Source organism: Flavobacterium aquiphilum (assembly GCF_027111335.1).
Lineage (GTDB): Bacteria > Bacteroidota > Bacteroidia > Flavobacteriales > Flavobacteriaceae > Flavobacterium > Flavobacterium aquiphilum.
In genome coordinates this window covers 1,364,292-1,386,292 of the sequence record NZ_CP114288.1, presented here as the reverse complement: position 1 = coordinate 1,386,292, position 22,001 = coordinate 1,364,292, and the positions used below count along the sequence as shown (strand labels likewise).

At 33.7% G+C, this 22,001-nt stretch carries 21 protein-coding genes; 5 read left to right on the top strand and 16 right to left on the bottom strand.

The window, feature by feature from the left end; all coding sequences use genetic code 11:
- Positions 1–47: 47 nt before the first annotated feature.
- From OZP12_RS05730 to OZP12_RS05695, 7 genes are all read right to left on the bottom strand, one after another.
- Positions 48–914 carry an ABC transporter permease gene (locus OZP12_RS05730; RefSeq protein WP_281228091.1) on the bottom strand — a complete coding sequence of 289 codons (867 nt, stop codon included), beginning with the start codon at positions 912–914 and terminating at the stop codon, positions 48–50.
- Positions 915–2,811: 1,897 nt separating this feature from the next.
- Positions 2,812–2,964 carry a hypothetical protein gene (locus OZP12_RS05720; protein WP_349293567.1) on the bottom strand — a complete coding sequence of 51 codons (153 nt, stop codon included), beginning with the start codon at positions 2,962–2,964 and terminating at the stop codon, positions 2,812–2,814.
- Between the two features lie 282 nt (positions 2,965–3,246).
- Positions 3,247–3,642: a DUF5675 family protein gene (locus tag OZP12_RS05715; RefSeq protein WP_281228087.1), complete on the bottom strand. Its 396-nt coding sequence runs from the start codon at positions 3,640–3,642 to the stop codon at positions 3,247–3,249.
- 1 nt (position 3,643) lies between these two features.
- On the bottom strand, positions 3,644–4,399 hold the full coding sequence (locus tag OZP12_RS05710) for a hypothetical protein (RefSeq protein ID WP_281228086.1): 756 nt from the start codon (positions 4,397–4,399) through the stop codon (positions 3,644–3,646).
- A 430-nt stretch (positions 4,400–4,829) separates the two neighbouring features.
- Entirely contained in the window at positions 4,830–5,663 is an 834-nt protein-coding gene (locus tag OZP12_RS05705) for an RteC domain-containing protein (RefSeq protein WP_281228085.1), read from the bottom strand.
- A gap of 178 nt (positions 5,664–5,841) precedes the next feature.
- Positions 5,842–6,591 carry a helix-turn-helix domain-containing protein gene (locus OZP12_RS05700; protein WP_281228084.1) on the bottom strand — a complete coding sequence of 250 codons (750 nt, stop codon included), beginning with the start codon at positions 6,589–6,591 and terminating at the stop codon, positions 5,842–5,844.
- A gap of 46 nt (positions 6,592–6,637) precedes the next feature.
- Positions 6,638–7,144: a hypothetical protein gene (locus OZP12_RS05695; protein ID WP_281228083.1), complete on the bottom strand. Its 507-nt coding sequence runs from the start codon at positions 7,142–7,144 to the stop codon at positions 6,638–6,640.
- 397 nt (positions 7,145–7,541) lie between these two features.
- Between OZP12_RS05695 and OZP12_RS05690 the strand changes: the two genes are divergently transcribed.
- Positions 7,542–9,095 (top strand): AraC family transcriptional regulator, encoded by a 1,554-nt coding sequence (locus OZP12_RS05690; RefSeq protein ID WP_281228082.1) that lies wholly within the window; start codon positions 7,542–7,544, stop codon positions 9,093–9,095.
- 615 nt (positions 9,096–9,710) lie between these two features.
- Here the strand turns inward: OZP12_RS05690 and OZP12_RS05685 are convergent.
- From OZP12_RS05685 to OZP12_RS05665, 5 genes are all read right to left on the bottom strand, one after another.
- A complete protein-coding gene (locus OZP12_RS05685) occupies positions 9,711–9,881 on the bottom strand; it encodes a hypothetical protein (RefSeq protein ID WP_281228081.1) in 171 nt (56 codons plus the stop codon).
- Between the two features lie 164 nt (positions 9,882–10,045).
- The gene (locus OZP12_RS05680) at positions 10,046–10,264 is read right to left on the bottom strand and encodes a hypothetical protein (protein ID WP_281228079.1); all 219 of its coding nucleotides are present in this window, start codon (positions 10,262–10,264) and stop codon (positions 10,046–10,048) included.
- A gap of 16 nt (positions 10,265–10,280) precedes the next feature.
- Entirely contained in the window at positions 10,281–10,547 is a 267-nt protein-coding gene (locus OZP12_RS05675; RefSeq protein ID WP_281228078.1) for a hypothetical protein, read from the bottom strand.
- 320 nt (positions 10,548–10,867) lie between these two features.
- Positions 10,868–11,872, bottom strand: a complete 1,005-nt coding sequence (locus OZP12_RS05670; protein WP_281228077.1) for a type II toxin-antitoxin system antitoxin SocA domain-containing protein — start codon at positions 11,870–11,872, stop codon at positions 10,868–10,870.
- Positions 11,873–11,875: 3 nt separating this feature from the next.
- Entirely contained in the window at positions 11,876–12,238 is a 363-nt protein-coding gene (locus tag OZP12_RS05665) for a hypothetical protein (RefSeq protein WP_281228076.1), read from the bottom strand.
- Positions 12,239–12,479: 241 nt separating this feature from the next.
- Between OZP12_RS05665 and OZP12_RS05660 the strand changes: the two genes are divergently transcribed.
- Positions 12,480–13,175 (top strand): hypothetical protein, encoded by a 696-nt coding sequence (locus OZP12_RS05660; RefSeq protein WP_281228075.1) that lies wholly within the window; start codon positions 12,480–12,482, stop codon positions 13,173–13,175.
- Positions 13,176–13,180: 5 nt separating this feature from the next.
- Entirely contained in the window at positions 13,181–14,269 is a 1,089-nt protein-coding gene (locus OZP12_RS05655) for a hypothetical protein (RefSeq protein WP_281228074.1), read from the top strand.
- Between the two features lie 145 nt (positions 14,270–14,414).
- On the opposite strand, the gene OZP12_RS05650 is transcribed toward OZP12_RS05655, so the two are convergent.
- From OZP12_RS05650 to OZP12_RS05640, 3 genes are read right to left on the bottom strand one after another with little or no spacing between them, the layout of a single operon-like run.
- Positions 14,415–15,119: a hypothetical protein gene (locus OZP12_RS05650; RefSeq protein WP_281228073.1), complete on the bottom strand. Its 705-nt coding sequence runs from the start codon at positions 15,117–15,119 to the stop codon at positions 14,415–14,417.
- Entirely contained in the window at positions 15,116–15,592 is a 477-nt protein-coding gene (locus OZP12_RS05645; protein ID WP_281228071.1) for a hypothetical protein, read from the bottom strand. The genes OZP12_RS05650 and OZP12_RS05645 overlap by 4 nt, the downstream gene beginning before the upstream one ends.
- A gap of 1 nt (position 15,593) precedes the next feature.
- The gene (locus OZP12_RS05640) at positions 15,594–16,427 is read right to left on the bottom strand and encodes a ParA family protein (protein ID WP_281228070.1); all 834 of its coding nucleotides are present in this window, start codon (positions 16,425–16,427) and stop codon (positions 15,594–15,596) included.
- A 397-nt stretch (positions 16,428–16,824) separates the two neighbouring features.
- Here OZP12_RS05640 and OZP12_RS05635 point away from each other — a divergent pair, with 397 nt between their 5' ends.
- A complete protein-coding gene (locus OZP12_RS05635; protein WP_281228069.1) occupies positions 16,825–17,592 on the top strand; it encodes a S1/P1 nuclease in 768 nt (255 codons plus the stop codon).
- Between the two features lie 398 nt (positions 17,593–17,990).
- Here OZP12_RS05635 and OZP12_RS05630 read toward each other — a convergent pair whose 3' ends face one another.
- Positions 17,991–18,473: a helix-turn-helix domain-containing protein gene (locus OZP12_RS05630; RefSeq protein ID WP_281228068.1), complete on the bottom strand. Its 483-nt coding sequence runs from the start codon at positions 18,471–18,473 to the stop codon at positions 17,991–17,993.
- Positions 18,474–18,965: 492 nt separating this feature from the next.
- On the opposite strand from OZP12_RS05630, the gene OZP12_RS05625 reads away from it, so the two are divergent.
- Positions 18,966–21,995 (top strand): SusC/RagA family TonB-linked outer membrane protein, encoded by a 3,030-nt coding sequence (locus OZP12_RS05625; protein ID WP_281228067.1) that lies wholly within the window; start codon positions 18,966–18,968, stop codon positions 21,993–21,995.
- The last annotated feature ends 6 nt before the right edge of the window (positions 21,996–22,001 follow it).

Here is a 22,001-nt window from a genome sequence, read left to right as displayed (position 1 = left end):
CATCATTCACTTTTCACCATTAACTTTTCACCATTCACTATTCACTATTAAACAGTATCAATAAAACTCTTCTCCGTTCTATTAAAAATCAAAAGCCCTACAAAGAACAAGACAATAGTAACCAACAGCGTATAACTTAAGCCTAACACCGAAATTTCACCGGTATTCAAAAGCATATAACGAGATGTTTCTATTATATAAGCTAATGGGTTGTACTCGACCAACCAGCCAAATTCTGGTAATTTATCTTTTATCAATGTCATTGGGTACATTACAGCAGATAAATACATCAACAATTGTATTCCAAAACCTATCAAATAACTTAAGTCGCGATATTTAGTCACCATCGACGATATCACCATTCCCAATCCCAATCCTAATATTCCCATTATAACAACTAAGACTGGAAAAAAAACAACTAATGGATTTATACTTAAATCAACTCCTTTCAAAACGAAAAAAACATAAAACACTATAAAAATCAGAAACTGGATTCCGAACTTTATCAAATTGGAAATTACAATAGATAGCGGTGTAATAATCCTCGGAAAATAAACTTTCCCAAAAATACCGGCATTGGCTTTAAAAGTATCTGAAGTACCGTTAAGACAGGCAGTAAAATAATTCCAAACTGAAATTCCTGCTAAATTAAATAAAAAAGGAGGCACCGTTCCTGTGTCTATCCCTGCTACGTTGTTAAAAATAATAGTAAATGTAACAGAAGTAAACAATGGCTGAATCAAATACCAAAGTGGCCCCAAAACCGTTTGTTTATAGACTGTAATTATATCTCGTTTTACAAACAGAAATAACAAATCCCTGTATTGCCAAATTTCTTTAAAATTTAAAGAGAAAAATTTATTCTTTGGTGTTATCTCAAACAGCCAATCGCCAGACTTATCTATACCATTCATTACTACAAACTAAATTCATTTTTGATTCATTCCTCATTTTATCCCATTATCTCAATATCCGGCAAATTAACGCCGTCTCTATCAGACAAGGCTTCGCCCTTCAAAGTCACAAAACTATGATTAACCATAAGGGCAAAACATCTTAATCATTCAGTAAAAAAGAGGTTTCCACTAAGCTTGCGAAGTTATAGATTTTAAGAGCCTATTTAAAATTTATTTTTTAGATTTATTAGAGCCTGTTCAAATTTATTTTATATGACTGTCCGCAAAGCGTACTTACTATTTTTTGCCACTGATTGCACGGATTCTCACGGATTTTAAAATAAAAAATTTGTGCTAATTTGTGTAATTTGTGGTCAATTTTATCGGTTAGGTATAAATAACGGATAGTCATTTTATTTTAAATAAGAAATTTCAATTATCCTTAGCTTTCGCAGTCGAGTGTCAAATGTTTGAAGAATGCGTAACCCGAGCGAAGCGAATTGGCAAAGCAAAAGAAAAGCTGTTTGAGCGTAGCGAAATCGAAGATTCGTAAATAGCGAAAGAATTAATAAATAATCATTGATACTAACAACCAATAAACTCACAACTCACCATTAACCATTAACCATTAACCATTCACAACCCACAACTCACAACTCAACGCCCCACGCCCCCCACCTCGCGACATCTTTTTTATTCTAAAAAAAATCTAAAATGACGTTACAGTTTACTCGTCAGTTCGAGTAAATTTTCAGAAAATGCGAACAGCTTTTTCTGAAAATTTGTATCGAGAACCATTTTTATTCTAAAAAAAACAATATGAAATGACGTTTGTTTTACCAGGTCGAGCTTCGCGCTTTTGGGCATGAAAACCCAAAAATCGATCTCGACTATAGCCTGTCCTAAACTTTAGCCGAAGGCCTTGGTATTACAAAAAGAATCATTGTAAATGAATCTAGGGACTTATTCGTTTGTATTTAAACTTTTAAACCATTTTAAACCTTTAACCCAGAATTTACAATTGGTATTAAATGAAGTGGTTTAAACTTTTTCGATTGAAGCGAAAAATAGGGGTTTTTTCCCCAGATTTTAACTTTTTTGCACTGCATAGCAGAGCTACGGAGTAAAAAAAAAGGTAAAAAATGGAGTAAAAAGACCATTTTGTAGCCAATTGCAAAAAATTTAAACCCCTTCGATGTTAAATTTTATCGTAACTCCGAACCGTATTGGGAAAAAAAACAAAAGAAAGAAGTCAATTTTGTTTCATAACAATTTAAAGCAAATGCATTTAAATTTTAGTTCAAAATAATTCGGTTATATATAAGACAGCAACTTATGAAATCGCCATGATTCCAAATCACAAACTGGAATGAAGAATGGCGATACCATATTCCATTAAAAAACAAATATTATCTTCATATGAAAATAGTACAGAAAAGAGTGTGTATCTATCCAAAAGACGTTCAGATAATTACAGGCAAAAGTTATCGCTATTCAAGATTACTTCTGACGGAGATAAAAAAGAACTTAAACAAGCAAGAACATCAATTTATAAGTATTGAAGAGTTTTGCTTATACACTGGTTTAAAATTAGAAGAAGTACTGCCACTGATCGTGGGCTGATTGTTGTATTTATTGAACTGCGTAATCAGGTGTATCGCTTTCAGTCCTTAGTGGTTTACAAAAAAAAAGCCCAGACCGAAAGATCTGGACTCATAAAATTCAAAATTCGTAATCCAAAATTCGTAATTATTTACTTTTCTTTCGAACCAGTTTCTTAAGAAGTATAGTAATTGTGAAACTTACAATTGCTCCTAAAATTGCGAGTACAACTGTTTTCAAAATGTCTTCCGAGTGTATATTTGGTAATACACTCAAAAAGGTACCGCTGGCAGTCCCTATTAGCGGACTGTTGCTACTCTGCATCGGACTCTGTATTAGTGTCAGTAGTTAGCTGGCTAACTGCAGATAATACACCTCCTGCAACTGTTAGGTAACCGCCTAGTGTAACTACTGTCACAGGCAAAACTATCGGAGCAGCAATAATACTGCCACCAACTGCTGCCACAACTAGTCCAATGTTGCGCAGTACTTTAAAAAATTTTGGGGTGGGAGCTTTCGCTCGTTTGATAACATTCATAATTTTTACATTTTATTTATTCCCTGTCACCCCGAGCACGTCATCCTGAGCGTGTAATCCCAAGCGCGTCATCTCGAGGCATCATTTTTATTCTAAAAAAAGTAATATAAAATGATGTTTGTTTTGTCACCTCGAGCGCAGTCGAGACCCTACTCAAATAAAAATGTCATCTCGAGCGAAGTCGAGAGACGAGAGACGAGGGACAAGAAATCAAGATTGAACAAGTAATAAAACACTTTCTTTCATGTCCAGTTGGGCATAAATCAAATTTTTAAGCTTTGTGAAAGCTTTTTTTGATTGAAGCCCTATTCCGAAACCTGAAAGTTCGCTAACAGGGGCAATACAGCCTTTAAGCTCTTTTAAGGCAATATTGGCAGGATGAAACAGTATCAAACTTCTGTTCGGGACACCCAAAATTTCCAAATGCCAGCCAAATCGCGTGCTGTAGCGCTTCTCTATAAAATACTCCCCCTCGGGAATACAGGAAACTTGGTGTTGATTATCCTTCCAGGGCAATTCAATCGCGTAGCAGATTAATTTACCTTTATGGGTAAGCATCCCGTTAGTTCCCTCGGGGAAATATGTTCTGGTTAAAACCAAAACCATTCTATACCCCACTTACGGTTACCAAGGCCAATGGGTTATAAGAACCATTTTTCAGGGAGTACATTTTTCCATTGACTTCTTGGAAAAATTCCAATCCCAAAGCCAGAAAAAGCGGTTTAGTACTGTTGGGTGTCACCATATTGGTATGGGTAATAGCGATAGTAGGCAACGTATTCCATGGTAACACAGCAGTTTCCGAATGGGCTTCGATAAACGTTTCGGCTTCAAAGTCAACTTCAGTACCGGCTGAAATGATTTTAAAATGAGTGGTTCCTCCTGGGGCAACAACCATATTGGCAGGTACAAAAGGGGCAAGTGTTACTTTGATTTCACCGGTTGCCCTGTCGATGGTTGCCTCATAAGGGGCAAACAGGCAGGAACTCAATATTCCATTAGCGTTAAACTCGAAACCGGTTAATAATTCAGCTTCCCCGTCAATGACGTTTCGTAAACCGCGTACACTGGTGCCATCAGCTTGAATCACCTTCATCATTGATTGTGTCAATCGGCTGACCATTCTGCTGTCAGCCGCATTCAAAAGTAAAGTGCGTAACGAAGAACGCAAGACTTTACCAGCTTTTCCGGCTCTTCCAAATTCAGAACCATTTTCACGAGTGCGCTGAAAGGCTGGATCGCTAGCCATTCTTTTGGCGTCAATGCCTCCTTTTTCACGAGCCATGTGACCGTCTTTGGTTTTGTAGAAAGTAATATCACCAATAGTACCTCTCAATTTAATTATACCTTTTTGTTGGGCCATAATTTCTATTTATTATAATGTTGCTATTTAAAATGTTTAGGTACATTTTTTCAAACCTTATAAAACCAATTTCGATGCATCTAAAAGCGGAATTATAGTACAAAGCTTCAACTATAGAATTTAAAATCAAAATGTTATGGTTCTGTAATGATCAATAAGGACCAATAAGTACTAAAAAAGACTTTTTTTTCAGGGCCACACGAAAGGATTAGCTTCGCTGAATTTCATTTCGTGGGGCTGCTGGGAGGATTTTTTTTCATTTATGTGGATGGTGTGGAGCCTTTCGCCCTCGACTGGGGTACCAATGACGTTTTTTAATAATCTCATCCAGCGGTTTCGGATTCTATTCTTTATCAAATTATGCCATAAAAAAAAACAGCAATCCTTTTCAATCCGGAATTGCTGCTTCTAGTTTTCGTAGTTACGCTTTTTAGCCTAAATCTTCCCTGGCCATTTTTTGCTGTAAATTAAGGGTTAATTCTTCCAAAAATTTTGTCTTACTGCTTTTTCGGGCTTTGATTTCGGTGTAGGTTTTATAGATGTTATCCAGTTTAATATTGAAAAAATCTTCAAAGGATGCCGTTATCATATTGATGTCTGCCGCACCGTGATTAATTGTTCCGTTTGAAAACAAAGCATATATTAATTCTGTTAAGGCTGTTTTTGGCCCTGTCCACACCAATACCTTGTGTTTTTTCTCTTCAAAGATTTCGGAATCATCCACTTTTAGTCGTTTTAGTGCTTGGCGGATGTAATGAATAAATCGGTACATCGCTTTTACTTTTGCCCAAAGCATATCTTGTGAAGTCGAAAATTCCGGAAACTGATAGTAATCGGTCATCGGTGTGAATGGAAAATTATCGCGATGGTTTCTGGTAAAGAATTGGTGATCCAAATAACTGTATCCTTGCTCCATGTAATGCACAAAATCGGCATTTTTATAAAAGAACTTATTTATTTTACGCAATTCTTTTTGAAGAAACTGAACTTTATAGGTGTTTCCCGCTTTGGGCATTCTTACTTCACAGGAACGTACTTCAGTAAAATAAATTAAAAAACTCATAGGGATGGGTTTTATGTTCTTGAAAAAATCAATTTCTTCCGGAACGGTATTAAAATCTTTTTTATCTACTAAATCTTTTAGGCTCGTTAATGTCTTATTGCATAAAACAATTCCATTACTGGCCTTGTTTTGCATTGATTCGTTTGATTCTAATAGTTCATTGCAAGAAAGATTAAATTCTTCAATTGTTTTTTTATACATGTTTTTCTTTTTTAAACCTCACCTCCAGTCCCTCTTTCCTCCCCCAACCCCTCCGAAGGAGGGGAGTAAGACAGAGAAGGGATCGAAAAGTGGGTTGTTTTATTTTTTTGTTTTGTCTATGAAGTAATCTATATCAAAGAATCCAACCATTCCAATGGATACTACTGTATCATTTTGTTTAACTATCTTGGATCTTTTGACGATATTCAGACGGAGTACATTGAGTATGCTTCTTAAAAAAGACGGTAAAAGAAGCAGAACTTTCAAACTTAAGGTGTTCTGAAATTTCATAAATGGAAAGTTGTGTCTTCAATAACTTCTTGGCTTCATCAACTACCCTTATAGTTATCAACTCTTTAGGAGTTCGCCCAAATGTATTACTTACTGCTTTAGTAAGATATCTTCTGCTTACAAAAAGTTTATTGGCATAATACTGAACCCGGCGAATGGAATTATTTTCTGTTTGAAGAATTTTTAAAAAATCCCTGGCCAAAATTTCTTCCCTACACATAAAAGGTTTCCCACGAATTAAGATTTCGTTTAAACAGTGCAAAAAAATACTAAGGTAGAATCGGGATATCAGGTTGTTCTTTCCCTTCTTATATTGTTGATCAAGCTTTCTAAGTATCTTTTCAAAAAATACAGACTCATCAGTGTTACATTCAGCCAAAAAAAAGCCAGAAAGCAATTGTAAAAGTAAAGGATGAAATGTCAAAATAAAGTTGTTATTGATTTGCAGAAGGTAAATTTTATGATCCATTACTGAGGTTGTCTCAATATTGTTCTGCAGTTCGCCAATACGTTTATTTCCATGCATAACTAGTACATATCGCAGCTCTCCTTTTAAATTAAAGGGAAATATTATACTGAAAGTTTCAGCATTGGAGACATGAATCCGGCTAAGGACTTTTTCCTTTTTTTCTCTCATTATTAGATACTGAACAATTTCCCTAGCCGTTTCCATCAATTACAAATTACTCCGTGGCGGGGAAAGATTCTGAATTTAGAGTTGTATTTGAAAAGTTCTCTGATGTGCCGAAACTTGTAACCTTAAATGTACCAACAGACAACTCCCAGTCTCTGTCCTTTCTGCCTCCATCATCAGCCTCAGTGCTGGCGTATGTATCATATTGTAATAAAGATAGTGACGGAAGTAAGATTTCTTTCTCTTTGGACGAAATATTTGATGCCATTACTTTAGTCTGAAACTCTACCATATAGGCATGAACTTCTTCATAGGAGGCCCCCTCCTGCTTTAAACGCAATATTTCATTGATAGAAGATATCAAAAGTTTTTGCCCTTCATTACTAATATCAAACTTTGAAATAGCTGAAGAAAAATTCGATGTATCAGATGTCCCGATACTGGATGGAATACTTTTCTTCGAAACATTATTTTGTAAAGCGCTATCTTCTTCATAAGATTCAGTAGAGCATGCTGCAGCAATAAAAAGCAGCACTAAAAAGGATAATTTTTTCATTTTGTCAATAGGTTTTGTTTACTATTTTTTTACTCAGCCCATTAACCCGGATTAGTGAACCTGGATTGGCAAATTATCCAACCCTGCTCGTGAATTCGTAGCAAACATAGACACTCCCATCAATGCTCACAAACGATAGTAAGATCCTTTCCGGAAAAGAACATATTGAATTCTGGAAACAAACAGACTATTTTGTCTATAAAAAGCTTACAATATCAATTGTTTACTTATATTTATAAGCCTAAAAATTGTATGCCCTCACAATTCTGCTATAAACCTATTAATCTCCTCAAAAAAAACCTGCCAAATGATTAACAGACGAAGCTCCCTATTATGCATTTTGACGCTTATCAAGTTTTCCTTTATTTTTTCCCAGCAGCATCGTGATCTTTTACAAATGGATTATAATTCTCTTTATGATAAAATTGATCAATATAAAAGCAAGAAAAATGTTTATCCTTATCTGGAAGCTTACTTAACAAAGGCTAAAAAAGAGAATAACTTAACCGAAATTATCACTGGATATAAAAACTATATCTATGAAGTTGAATACAGCCAAAGACTTATCTATGCCGACAGCATGATTGCTGTAGCAGAACTTACTAAGAACAATGAAGAAATTGGCTCCGCTATCCTCACAAAGGGCATAATATACTACAGCGAAAAGGAGCATAACAAAGCATTAGACTGCTATTTGACAGCAAATAAACTTATTGTTTCCACTAACAATGATTATCTTAAATTTAAAACTCAATACAATATTGCCCATGTCAAATATTATCTCGGTTTTTACAATGAAGCGATATCCCTTTTTTTAAAATGTTCTGATTTTTTCCAGACCAAAAATCCAAGGGCGTATATAAATTGTCTTCATTCACTAACGCTCTGTTATACGAGAATTGGAAATTATCAGGCTTCGGCTGAAACGAATAAACTGGCAATAGATAAAAGTAAGAAGTATCAAGATTTTTCAATGATCCCCTACCTCAATCATTCTGCAGGCATAAATGATTACTTTAGAAAATCATATAAAGATGGATTAACAAAACTAAAAAGTTCGATACCAGAATTAATTAAGCAAAAAGACTTAGCTAACCTTTCTGTAGCCTATTTTTACATAGCATCTATTTACTGGGATACCGGCAAAAGAGAATTAGCCTTTCCTTATCTTCTAAAAGTAGATCAAATATTCAGCGACAAAAAATATATCAGACCAGATTTGCGCAAAAACTATGAGATGATCATCGATTATTACAAAGGCAAAAGCGACAATGATTCTGTGCTATTGTATATGACCAAACTGCTGGAAGCAGACAAAATCATCGAAACAAATTCCAAGTATCTTTCTACCAAAATTACTAAAGAATATGACACGGTAAAACTTATTGATGAAACCAAAAAAATCAAGGATGAGGCCAAAAATGAAAAAGCCATGAAGATAGGTCTGTTTGTTATTGTCCTATTTCTTCTGCCTGCTTCAATCTATCTGCTGTACAAAAACAGAAAACTTACAAACTCTAAGCGCCATTTTGAACTTTTTAAAAAAAACGACCCTAAAGAGGATACTCTTGGTTCCAGCAAAATACAACGCCCTAATATCCCGCAGGAACTAGAAGAAGAACTTTTAACAAAACTCGTGAAATTTGAAACCAACCTGGGATTCCTAAAAAAAGATTTGAAAATTGAAAAGCTGGCAACAAGTTTTAATACAAACTACAAATACCTATCACAAATCATCAATTTTCACAAAGGTCTCTCCTATCCAGACTATATGAGCGATTTAAGAATATCTTATATTATAAAAAAGCTCGAAGAGGATCCCAAATTAAGAAAGTATTCCAACAATGCTTTGGCGGAAGAATCCGGTTTCAAAAATGCTCCGAGTTTTGCCAATGCTTTTAAAAATAAGACAGGGATGTCTGTTAATTTTTTTATTGATCAGATAAAATGAAATTAATGGTAAATATCTCATACTCTATCCAAGTCTTTGAGCAGGCTTTGAGAAGCTGTGATTTAACCGCGTTGTAAACGCTCTAGTTCATAAACAAAAGAAAGTAGGTACTCGTTGCAAACGAGCCAGAGGGGAAAGTCCATGATTATTGTAATGCGCACGGAATGCAATTTCGCGCGATCGGGATATTCTTAATCTTGTTTATAATAGTTTTAATTTTGTAATTTATACTTGTTTTTATGAAATAATCAAGGCAAAAAAGTGCTATTGCACTAATTAAGCAGGGAGTTAACTTTCTTAATGTAAAGTCAAAGCGAATCCATTTGAAAAGAGCTATACATAAAAAGAACAGCGTCAGAAGATATATTATTGATAATAGGATTATTAGGATTATAATAACATTAAAATCAAATTGAATGCTGTCCAACACTGTGTGTACTATATTGAAAGTAATAACCTTTTGTAAAACAGGTAAAAAAATAGTAAGGCAGTGTGTTGTATCTTTGACGTCATGGCTTGTAAATATTTTTTTTTATGGCTTATAATAATTTTAAATAAAATTAACCAGTTCTACTAATAAAACTGGCTAATTTCAATCCCAGAATATAATCGGGGTTACTTCTTGGTAACTCCTTTAAAAGGAGTACCGTCTTGCTTTACATCCATAAATCTTCCAGTGGTATTGTCTCTCTTTACCCACTGCTCAGTTTTTGGATTATAAACCTGACTCCTGTTGGTCACGGCGCCATTTCTGTGCCCGTCACCTGGTTTCCCATTTGTTGCCATCGCTTACTAAATTTGGAACTACGAACTATTTAATACTGAGGTGTCGTAAATTAAACCCAAGGAAATCAGTAATACAAACTATTATAGTATATTTGCAGGATAAATTTTTGGTCGAATAAAAATTTTAACCCGCCGAAGCCTGATTCCGTTATGCTTCGGTTTTTTTATTTACCCAATCGCTTTAGCGATTTTTCAAGGTTTCCCATACTTTTATTAATATCAGAGATACTTTTGCTAACGGAACCTCCGCTATCAGTTAATTGAATAGTTATCCCGCATCCACATTTGATATTTTTTCTATTAGAAACGTCTTGTAATGTGACACTATGTTTTCTTCCACAATTGCATTTTACTTCAATTTTTTGTTTTCCTAAATCAAACATATTTCTTGGTTTTTAATTAAACACCTACAAATTCGGTAGCATTTACTGCCACAGCTTTTTCAAGTAGCACATTAAATCTTGCACATATGCTTTTTAAATCACTGATTGCTTGGTTAGAGGATATGTTGTTTTTCCACAAAGTTGTGTTTGGTAATTGATATGTCTTTCCTGTTCCATAATGCCAATTATCCGTATAACCTAACGCTTTCATTGCGTTTTTTACTTCAATATGCAATCTGTTGATGTCATAAGAGACTAAAATTGCTCCAACAGTCATTCCCATTTTTAATAATTTAAATATTTAAAAAAATGTCCTAAAATATGCAAGTAAAAACCGGTCTGGACTTTTAGTTTTTATCTTTTCTTTTTTGATGGGAATGGCATATTCATTACCCTAATCAACATCTAACTGCGGTTGTAGCGATTAATTAATAAATGTTGTTTTTAGGAAAAAATATGAAGAAATATATAGGGATTGAATTGGAGTTTCGAATCCTTATATTACATTTGTATCGACTAAGATGAAAATGTAATTCGTATTTTATCCTAAAAACAGAATTAGTTTTCTTAAAAAGGGGCTCGCAAGGCCTCTTTTATTTTATACTAATTATTGAAAGCTTTTAAATCAAAAGCATATTTCTTGTAACTTATTATATTTCTATTATCGTGATTGTCAATCCAAGCGGGTTCTTTATGGCTTGTATTTACAATTTCAGTAGTGTTTTTATTCTTGAATTTTTTTGCAATATCTTCTAAAACTTTTAATTCAATTTCGTTAAATAATTCAGAATTGAACTGAATGTTTGGAATAAAGCGTTCAACATAATTGTGATCAATCTGGAATTGTTCGATATCAATTATATCTTCATCACACAATTGACGAAATATTTTTTCATATTCTACAGGTACTGGTCCAAAAGGAATTGCTCTGTATGTAATCCCCATCATTGAGGTTCCAAATCTTTGATAATTTAAAAAATCAGTATAAAAAAGTAATTTATTAACCTTGGTTTTAAATAATTCTAAACCTCTTGATTTGAAAAAACTCAAAACATTTGCAATTTTATCAAAATCTAATAGTTTAAATCCTGAGTTATCGTCAATTGTCTTGTATGCACAATTGTCTTCAAATATTTTTTTCCAAGCGTTTCTTTCAACATCAATTAAATGTTCTACATTTTTTAATAATTTTTGATATTCATTTTCTTTTAATAAATGAGTACTAAACTCAATTTGTTTGCGGAATTCATCAGCTTCCTTGATTGATGCAATTAATCGTCCGATAGATACGGAAGGAATTTCACCGCTTTCGTATAATCTATATGCATTTGAACCTAAACCTAGTATCTCAGACATTTTTTTTGCCGAAACTTCGTATTTCTCTCTAATGTTTTTAATTTCTTCGGGGAATGGAATCCCGTATTTCTCTCTGTACAAATTATGAACCTGATTAATATTTATTAAATCTAACTCATCATTTGTAAATCTTTCTTTTGTTTTTTCACTTTCATATGCGTGATAAACAATTTCGAATTCGTCTTTTCTATAAGGTAATGTTGCATATTCCCTAATTAGTTTCATTTCCTCACCGGTAAATGGATTTTTCATAATTTAGTTTTTAAAGGGATAGGATATAGCAAATTCTGCAATATGAAAAGAAATACATATAACCGGCAGATTTTCGAAACCGATTGATATTTTTATATAAATTTCTTTCCCTTTGTAATGTTTGCCAAAAACCCACATGGGGGGCAAGCCATTTAGTGTGTCTTTAACAGGCCCTTCACAATAATCTGTAAGTTCTAATTTTTTTAATATTTCTTTCCTTTCTACGGGAAGCATGTCTAAGCTTAAGATTGATAATGTATTCTTTTTTCGATCGTCTCTAAAAACTACATTATAAATACTCATTTTAACCTTAAACTCGTTAAGGAAATCTTTAACGTCTTGTTGTACTTTTAACTGTGTTTGCATAACTACACGATAAGACAATTTAAAAATGTTGTAATCTTACCATTGTCGAAATACAACTTTAACATTGCAAATTTATCAAAAAAATATATAAATACAACTTTTTAGTTTAATTTAGCATTAAATTTATTTTGTAATTTTATTTTAATTTTTTTTAAAATATTAAATCAAACGGTTTATGATTTGTCAACTTTGTCTAGAGGATAAGCAATTAATAAAGAATTCACATATTATCCCTAATTTTATGTATAAGGGACTGTTTGGTATAAAACATAAACTTGCTAATGTAAATATTCAGGATTTCACCAAAGTAACATATCAACAGACCGGATTTAAGGACAGTGACATTTTGTGTGCTGAATGTGATAATGGTGTTATTGGAAATTTTGAGCGTTACGCTTGTAATTATTTATATAATGGCCATGACAGCATTGAAACTGAAACGTTTCCCGGTGATGCCATACATGTTCCTTTTGTTAGATATAAGAACTTAGATTACGCAAAAATTAAATTATTTTTTCTTACGATACTTTGGAAATCGCACCTCTCACAAAATCCCTTTTTTCAAGATGTTAACCTTGGTACTGTTTACGGAGAGCGATTAAGAAAAATGATTTTGGATAATGATGCAGGAGCAGAGGATGAATTTGAAGTTATTTTGATTAAGATTGCAAATAATGAAACAAAACCTATTCAATCTATTATTCAGCCAAGACGATTAAAAGATAACGGTAATACTACTTATGTTTATCATATTAACGAAATTATGTATCATTTTAATATATCGAATTACAATAAGATGTCTATGTTTGATAAAGGCATTATTAAAAAAGACGGTATCATTGATATCGCGATAATAGAAAATGATTTTGGGAACGAATACTTTGATAGTTTTGTTGGACAAAGCTTTTTTTTGAATAATAATAAAATGGATAAGTAAACAATATGAAAAAGCAGTTGCCTAAGCCTGAGTATTGGCAAGATTTTGAGGATTTATGTAAAAACTTGTGGGGACAATTATGGGGAATACCACTTAAAATTAAAAAGAATGGACGATCAGGCCAGTCCCAGGATGGCGTTGATATTTATGGAGTGCCAAAAGGACAAATTGATTTTTGGGGTATACAATGTAAAGGCAAAGATTCCTATACAAATGCTGAACTAACTGTAAAAGAAATAAATGTCGAAGTTGAGAGAGCGAAAAATTTTAAACCAAAATTAGCAGTTTTTATTATTGCTACTACTTCGAATAAAGATGTTAAAATTGAAGAGTATATCAGGCTTTTAAATATAGAGCACCTGCAAAATGATTTATTTGAGGTGTTATTGTTTTACTGGGAAGATATTGTGGATGAAATCTTAAAAAGAAAAACGGTTTTAGATTATTATCTTAATACGGTCAATTATAATCAAGGACATGGTTTTGGTATTTCAATAAATGGAATTGAAAATAGTGATCTTATTTTAAATCCAAAATTCAATCGCGGTATTATTACCGATAAAGTAGGACAGTCACCAAAATATAATCCTAGATCAACTTCTGGAAGTGTACTTAATTTAATGGTTGATGGATTTGGTTCGAGTTATAAGAAGACTATGTTGAACTGTTGTCTTTTAAGTTTTGAGCTTACTAACACAGGTAATTGTGTTATTGAAGATTGGAAGTTTATTGTTGATTTTGGAGATGAGTTTGTTTATGTAGATAAAATTAATTCTGGCTGGAAAAAAAATCTTCATTATCATATTAAATCTTCGGTAGATATTGATAATCGCATAGTCGTTTTTTGTGATGAAAAGCCTTTAATACAAAAAGATAATCGAGGATTTCAGGTGTGGATTACTCCTCATGAGAAGAGCTACGAGACTAATATTGTATGGAAACTATTAGCCAGAGATTTTAGTATTGATGGTACTGTAAACGTAATTGTTATACCTAATTATGAGGATAAAGACCTAATTAATGAAGTAAAACATCAATATGAAATTAAGAAACCCAGACCATATACAAAGCCTATGATTTCTTATGAAAATTAAAAATATCTGTTTTTACAATTTTGTACTGTAACTAAAAAACAAACCTCCTTCAAATCGCTTTAAAAAAGGTTTGCAATTTTACTTTTTTAGAAATAGCTTTAAAATATTAGGAGTTGTTACAGCCATTACCACTATTAAGCTAGTTTTATGCATTCATTATCGTCTTTTCATCTTCTTCCAACAAACTAGTGAGTATGTTTCTGCTAGCTTCGGGAATTCTATTAAAATCCTTTTTAAAAAAAAGCAAAAAAAGTTTATTTAAGTAATAAACATTTTTTTCAAAATTACTTTTCCAAATGCCAAAATCTTTTCTTGAAAATGAACTTGTTTTTCTAACATCCTTCTCACATTGAAAAAAAATTGGTGATTCTCCATGTATATGTTTAGAAAATGTCTTCCAGTTTTTAAATATGTTCTGAATCAAAGGCCTAATATCAGTTTCGAAATTTGGATGATTGTTAAAATACTCTTGTAGTTTGTCAAATTTTATAACAAAGTCACCTTGCAGCCAAAGTTTATATTCAATTGGATGATGTAAAAAATATAACAACTGAAAAGAAAGTTCTATACTGCTGCGCATATGCATATGGGCTGAACGATATAATCCTAAAAGAGCTAAAAAAAATGACGCATTGATATCTTCAAATAATTCATCAAAAATTAAATCTAAATTTTTTATATCTATGCTATTTAATGATACTTTCCAATTTTTAAAAACTAATGATGAGCGATATGTAGTGTAGAGTTCATCATCAGTCATTTCAGCTACCGACTTATTCCAAAAAGTATTAAAATCTTGAAAATATAAAGGTAAATCCTCTTTTGCGTTTGCTATGATTTTATCTTTCATAAATTTCTTAAAATTTCAGCCCATTTTGAAAAACTAACAGCGCTTTCTTGTTCACGTTTGTTATTATATGATTTTTTATGAACTTTTTGATTTCTGATGTTTAAAACAGCAATTTTCATTTTCTCTTTCAATTCAGGAGTTTCCTCGATTCTATTTAATATTCTTCTGATAGTTACATCACGTGCTTCTTTTTGGTCGACAAAATTTAATGATAACTCATTATTTGCAAACTCAATAACATCTTTTATCCTAGGGAATGCTTTTTTATCTTCTAAAAATGTTTTTATAATTCCTAACTTTTCTGAAAAGCTAAGCAATTGACCATACCTGCTTTCTTCAATTTTTTGAAGCTTTTGAAAAGTCTTCAAATTTTTCAAAAAAAGTCTCAAAGACGACGTGTCAAGACCTTTCTTTTCATATTCTGAAAGCTCTTTCATCAATTTTTCTATAGTGTCTATGTATAATTCTAACATTTTATTCTTTTTCAACTTCTTCAAGTAACAATATTAACTCATTAGCAAAGCTTTTGTACGATGTTACTCCATCAGAATTTGGGTTAACAATGAATGCCGGTTTGTTAAGGGTCGCTGCTTCGCTTATTCGAACAGTGTCGGGAATCACCGTTTGAAAGGTTTCAATTCCAAGTTCTTCACATGTCTTTCTGACACTATCCATTCTCTCGGTATGATTATTAGTGGTTCTTTTTACTTTAGTAAACACCACACCAAGGATTTCTACAACGCAATTTGGAAGTCGCTTTTTAAGTTGTTCAATTCTATTAACTAAAAGTGGCAATCCAATTGATGGGAAAAACTCTGGTACTACTGGCACAACAATAAAGTCACTTACTACCAGGGCATTTTGAGGTGCTAATGTTAAATTAGGTGGACAATCTATAAGAATGAAATCATAATCTGTTAGACATTTTTTCAATCGATTCTCTAAAATTATTTCACGTCCCGGTTGACCGCTTAAGTCCAAATCTAAAAATGTTAATTCTATGTGGGACGGAATTAAGTCAAGACCATTGATTTTACAAACATTTTTTACTATTGCTTTATTAATATCATATTCCTTATCACGTGAAGAGAAACCATTATTCATTCCTAATACATCTGCAATCGTTGCATTATCTTTAATCTTTTCCCACTCTTCAATTCCCATTAGTGAGAATGTTGCATTAGTTTGTGGATCCATATCAATAATCAGAACTGATTTATTATGTTCTTTAACTAAAATTGTTGCTAGCTCTACAACCGTGGTAGTTTTTCCGACACCACCTTTCATATTAATAAATGAGATTACCATAAAATCTATATTTGGAATTAAGGGTATGATTTTTTCTTAATTAACTAAGACCAGAAATATTGTTACTAACTAGTTTATATTGCAATAAAGGAACTCCAATATATCTCAAAATTACATATTGTCAGCACTTTGTGGCTTTTTTTATATTTCCCAAATATATAGTATTTTTTCTATAAACAATCAATTACTGATAAAAAAAAACTCACAGTATCTTTCATTTCTTCCAATTTTTCCAACACTCTTTGAAACGCTTTTTTTATAAGTTCATCAGATCTTTCCCTCTGCTAATGTCCACGAACCACAAAATAGCTAGTCCTATTATTTCATAACATTCACCTTATAAAAAATAAAAAAAGTCATACATTTGTTCGACAAAAAATCAATTAATATGGAAATTATGAAAAACCTTATCTTAGCTACCATATTTTTATCTCTTTCATTCCTCTTCCCTACTGAAGCATTAGCATGGGGTAAAAAAGGTCACGCTTTAGTTGCCGAAGTAGCATTTAATTATCTGGACAAAAACACCAAAAAAATTGTTTTGGAATACTTAGATGGGATGACTATTGAAGATGCGGCCAATTGGATGGACAACATCAAAGACGATCATAGTTATGATTACATGAAACCCTATCATTATACAAACATTGAAAAGGGGGAAGAAGTTGTTGAAAAATCAGGAAGTAACATTATTTATATTTTAAATCAGACGATTAAAGAGCTGCAAAACAATAAAAATCTAACCAAACAGGAAATCAAAAGCAAACTACTGATTGTTTTTCATTTGGTGGGCGACTTGCACCAACCATTACATGTTGGATATGGTTCGGATAAAGGAGGAAATACAGTACAGTTAAACTACAAAGGACAGGGTTCCAACCTGCACGCATTCTGGGATTCAGGAATCATTTTTGATCAAAACATAAGTCTTGAAAACTGCTTAAACGCAAATAAATTTTCACCCAAAGAAATTAATAACTTGCAAACAATTGATGTTATAGCCTGGTCCAAAGAATCTCGAAGCCTACTCGATCCTATTTACAATACTGGAGGAGCAAAAATAAAGGAAGAGTATATAATTACTAGTGCAAAGACTATTGAATCACAAATTCAAAAAGCGGGCATTAGATTGGCTTCAATTTTACAAAAAGTCTTCCAAAAATAGACATATCAAAAGTTTTTCCCAAAAAAACATATAAGACTTGGAAATGAACAGGGTTCAAAGTTTTTTTATTTACCACCGAAAGAATAAATTAAAAAGTTAAGGCTTGGATTTTATAATCTGAGCCTTTTGTCATGACTAATATAATTAAAAATCAAAAAAAGATGCCTATATCTCAGCATCTTCTCATTTCTTCCTTGTCTTCCAGCTATCATTATGCTCCGAGCCATAACTCTTTCTAAACTCATAAAATTTTCCTCTCAAATAAAGCCCAAAAATCCAGATAACAACTAGTCCTATTATTTTATACCATTCCATATTTCAAATATAATAAAACTAAAATTGCCTACTCAATAAAATTCATATAACAAAAAACGATTAATTAATTTTTCTATAATTTATTAAGAATTAGAATTATATAAATTTCTATTTCCTTTTTTTATGATCTTTAGAATGTTAGCTTTCGTAAATCTAAGTAATATAACAGAAACATTTTTAGACTCAAAATCTGAATCATATTCTTCTTTCAGTTTTTGTACTACCTCACTAGTTGACTTAGGCGTTTTAAAATAATTATTCTGAATATAAACATTAATTCTATCTGTTAATCTCGATTTTTCAATCCTAGAAGGCGATAATTGAAATCTAGACTTTACATCCAATTCTACATCCATAATTTCTTTTGGATGGCAATTCAAAGCAAAACAAACTTCAATGAAATAGGAAAGATATGTTTCATATCCATTTTCCATATTGGAAATAGTATTATAACTAAACCCCGTCATTTCAGCCAAATCATCAATCTTCATTCCTGCTTTGATTCTTTGAGCTTTTATTTTTTCTCCTAAATGTTTTAATGCAATTTTATTTCTGTATCTAGTCATACTCAAATTGACAACTTCATTAGACGACAAAAAATATTTTAAAATGAAATTTTGTAGTCATATAAAATTTGTTTATATTTGATTTTTAAAATAATTTTGCGATACTTCATAAAAAACATTTGAAGCATTCGCTTTGAATCTCGCCTTAGAAAACTGGTAATTTTTGCAACGAGATGATAAGTACGATGCTCACGTCATTGGCGTGGGCTCACTTATTGTTGCAACGGTATACCAGTACCTCTAAGGCAGTAAGCTGAGTTCCATGCCATTTTTTTACCCAAAACTCACTTATAGTTCTTAGCAGTGATTCTTCTTGTTTAAGTTTCGCAACAAAAACGAACTTAACTTTTGCTGCTTATAGACTAATAAAGTATTCTTATGACCATTAAGCCGTTTACTTAATGCATAAAAAATGGCCCTCTACCATGTCGCCAAACTAGTATAGAGGACCGTAGCCAATTAAAACCTGTTTAACTAACCAATCCCAAAATTATGAATTACTTTTCATTATCCAAGGATGGGAAAGCGCTTTATTGCCTGCTTCTAACCGGCCTACTGCTGTCTTTTTCATCCTCTTTTGCCCGAAATCCCAAGCGGCAATCTCCATCTATTTCACAACAGCATCAGGTTCAGGGAACCGTCACCGATGGAAGTACTCCCCTCCCCGGCGTTACCATTACCGTCAAAAACAATGCTGCCCTTATCGCAATCACAAATTACAACGGGCATTATGCAATACCTACAGCCCCAAATGATACTTTGGTGGTGTCATTTATGGGGTACAAAAAAAGAACTATCCCAATTGCGGGACAAACTACGATAGATATTGTACTGAAATCAGACGTTACCACTCTCCAGGAAGTCCGCGTTAATGCCGGGTACTACTCCGTTAAAGAAAGCGAGCGTACCGGAAGTATTTCCCGCCTGACTGCAAAAGATATTGAAAAACAACCTGTAACCAATGTCCTAGCCGCCATGCAGGGACGTATGGCTGGAATTAGTGTCATACAAAACTCTGGTATGCCCGGTGGCGGCTTTCAAATAAAAATTCGGGGACAAAACAGCCTTCGAAGCGATGGTAACAACCCCATGTATATCATCGACGGAGTGCCGTTTTCCACCCAAAGCATTGGGAGCAGTTATACCTCAACCAATATGCCTGCCCAAAACAGTCCTTTAAACAACATCAATCCAGATGATATTCAAAGTATCGAAGTATTAAAAGATGCCGATGCAACAGCTATTTATGGTTCAAGGGGTGCCAATGGGGTCGTTTTAATCACCACCAAAAAAGGAAAGCAAGGAAAAACAGCTTTTTCTGCAAACTATACCGGAGGCCTAGGAAGGGTATCCGGCCACATGAATTTAATGGATACTCCCACTTATCTTGCCATGAGAAAAGAAGCTTTTGCGAATGATGGAGTAACAAAATACCCCACCAACGCTTATGATGTAAATGGTACTTGGGATCAAAATAGTTACACCGACTGGCAAAAAGAAATTTTAGGAGGAACTGCTGAATACAATATGGCACAGCTTTCTATTTCCGGAGGTTCTGCACAAACGCAATACCTTATTTCAGGAAGTTACAATCGAGAAACTACGGTATTTCCAATGGAATTTAAATCGGCCAGAGCGGGTACACGGGCTAATTTTAACCATACTTCACAAGATCAAAAATTCAAAATCTCTTTTGCTTCTGGCTATACCTATCAGGACAGTGACCTTCCTTCTACCGACTTGGCTAGGGATGCGCAAACTCTGGCACCTAATGCCCCCGCATTGTTCAATCCTGACGGATCACTCAACTGGGAAAACGGCACTTTTAGTAATCCTCTTGCCAAATTACTTAGAACTATAGAAAGCAAAACCAATGATCTGATGACTAATGGCGTTATATCCTATAATTTTACTCCATCATTTCTCGCCAAAGTAAACCTGGGCTTTACTGACCTTAGACAAAGCCAAATTACTTTATTGCCTTCAACTGCCTTTAACCCGTCCTTAGGACGTGGAAGTGAGTTTTCATCTGTATATTACAATACTTTAGATCGCACTTCCTGGATACTGGAACCACAACTAGGCTGGAACAAATCGTTTGAAAAAGTACAACTGGATGCACTTATTGGGACTACTTTCCAACAACAAAGTGGTGAACAAACCGTTAGTTATGGAGAAAACTTCCCAAACAACAGCTTGCTTGAAAACCCAGCTTCTGCATCGATTTACAGAATTTTGGAAAGCAATCAATCCGTTTATAAATACCAAGCGACCTTCTTTCGGATAAATGCCAAGTGGCACGAAAAATATATTCTCAATATCACCGGAAGAAGAGACGGCTCTAGCCGTTTTGGTCCCGACAAACAATTTGCAACATTCGGAGCCGTTGGCGCAGCATGGCTTTTTTCAAAAGAAGCCTTTATGCAAAAAATGGGATTCTTAAGTTTTGGTAAACTTCGTGCCAGCTGGGGAACCACGGGAAATGATCAGATTGGCGATTATCAGTACATTGATACTTATACCGTTTCAAGCAATACCTATCAGGGCGTTAAAGGGCTGTCTCCTTCCAGGCTGTTTAATCCTGAATTTAGCTGGGAATCCAATACTAAATTAGAAGGCGCTATTGAACTCGGCTTTCTCAACGACCGTATTAGTACATCTTTGAGTTTGTACCGTAACCGTTCTTCAAACCAGCTGGTTGGGATCCCACTACCCGGAACGACAGGCTTTACCCAGCTTACTGCCAATCTTGACGCGGAAGTACAGAACAGCGGAATTGAACTTACTCTAAATACACAAAATATAATTTCCAAAAATTTCAGATGGACGAGCAGTTTTAATATTACAAAAGCAAAGAACGAACTGCTTTCCTTCCCTGGACTGGCAGGTTCACCCTATGCCAATCAATATGTAATCGGGCAACCGTTAAACATTATAAAAGTGTATCAAAATACAGGTGTAGATCCGCAAACCGGAAACTATACGTTTACTGATTTCAATAAAGATGGCAATTTTTCGGCTGTTGATGACAAAAAAATTATCAAGGATCTTAACCCTCAGTTTTATGGTGGATTCCAAAACACACTGACCTATAAAGCAATTACTCTTGATTTTCTGTTTGATTTTGTCCGTCAGGAAAATTTCAATGAAATGTACCGATTCACCATGCCCGGAACAATGTCAAACCAACCCACCCGTGTAGCGGATCATTGGCAACAGACTGGGGATACTTCATTCATTCAGGGCTACAGTAATTCTAACAACCTTAGAAGCACCGCTTACACCCGATTCGTTCAAAGTGATGCAGCCATAGGAGATGCTTCCTTTATACGATTGAGGAATATTTCGCTTTACTATGATGTTCCCAAACATTGGACAAAAAGCTTCACTTGTAAAGTCGGCCTTCAAGGGCAAAACCTTTTGACGTTCACCCATTACAAAGGTATTGATCCCGAGTTTACCTCTACTGGCTATCTGCCACCACTCAAAATTTTTACCAGCAGTCTTCAAATAGCTTTCTAATGTTAA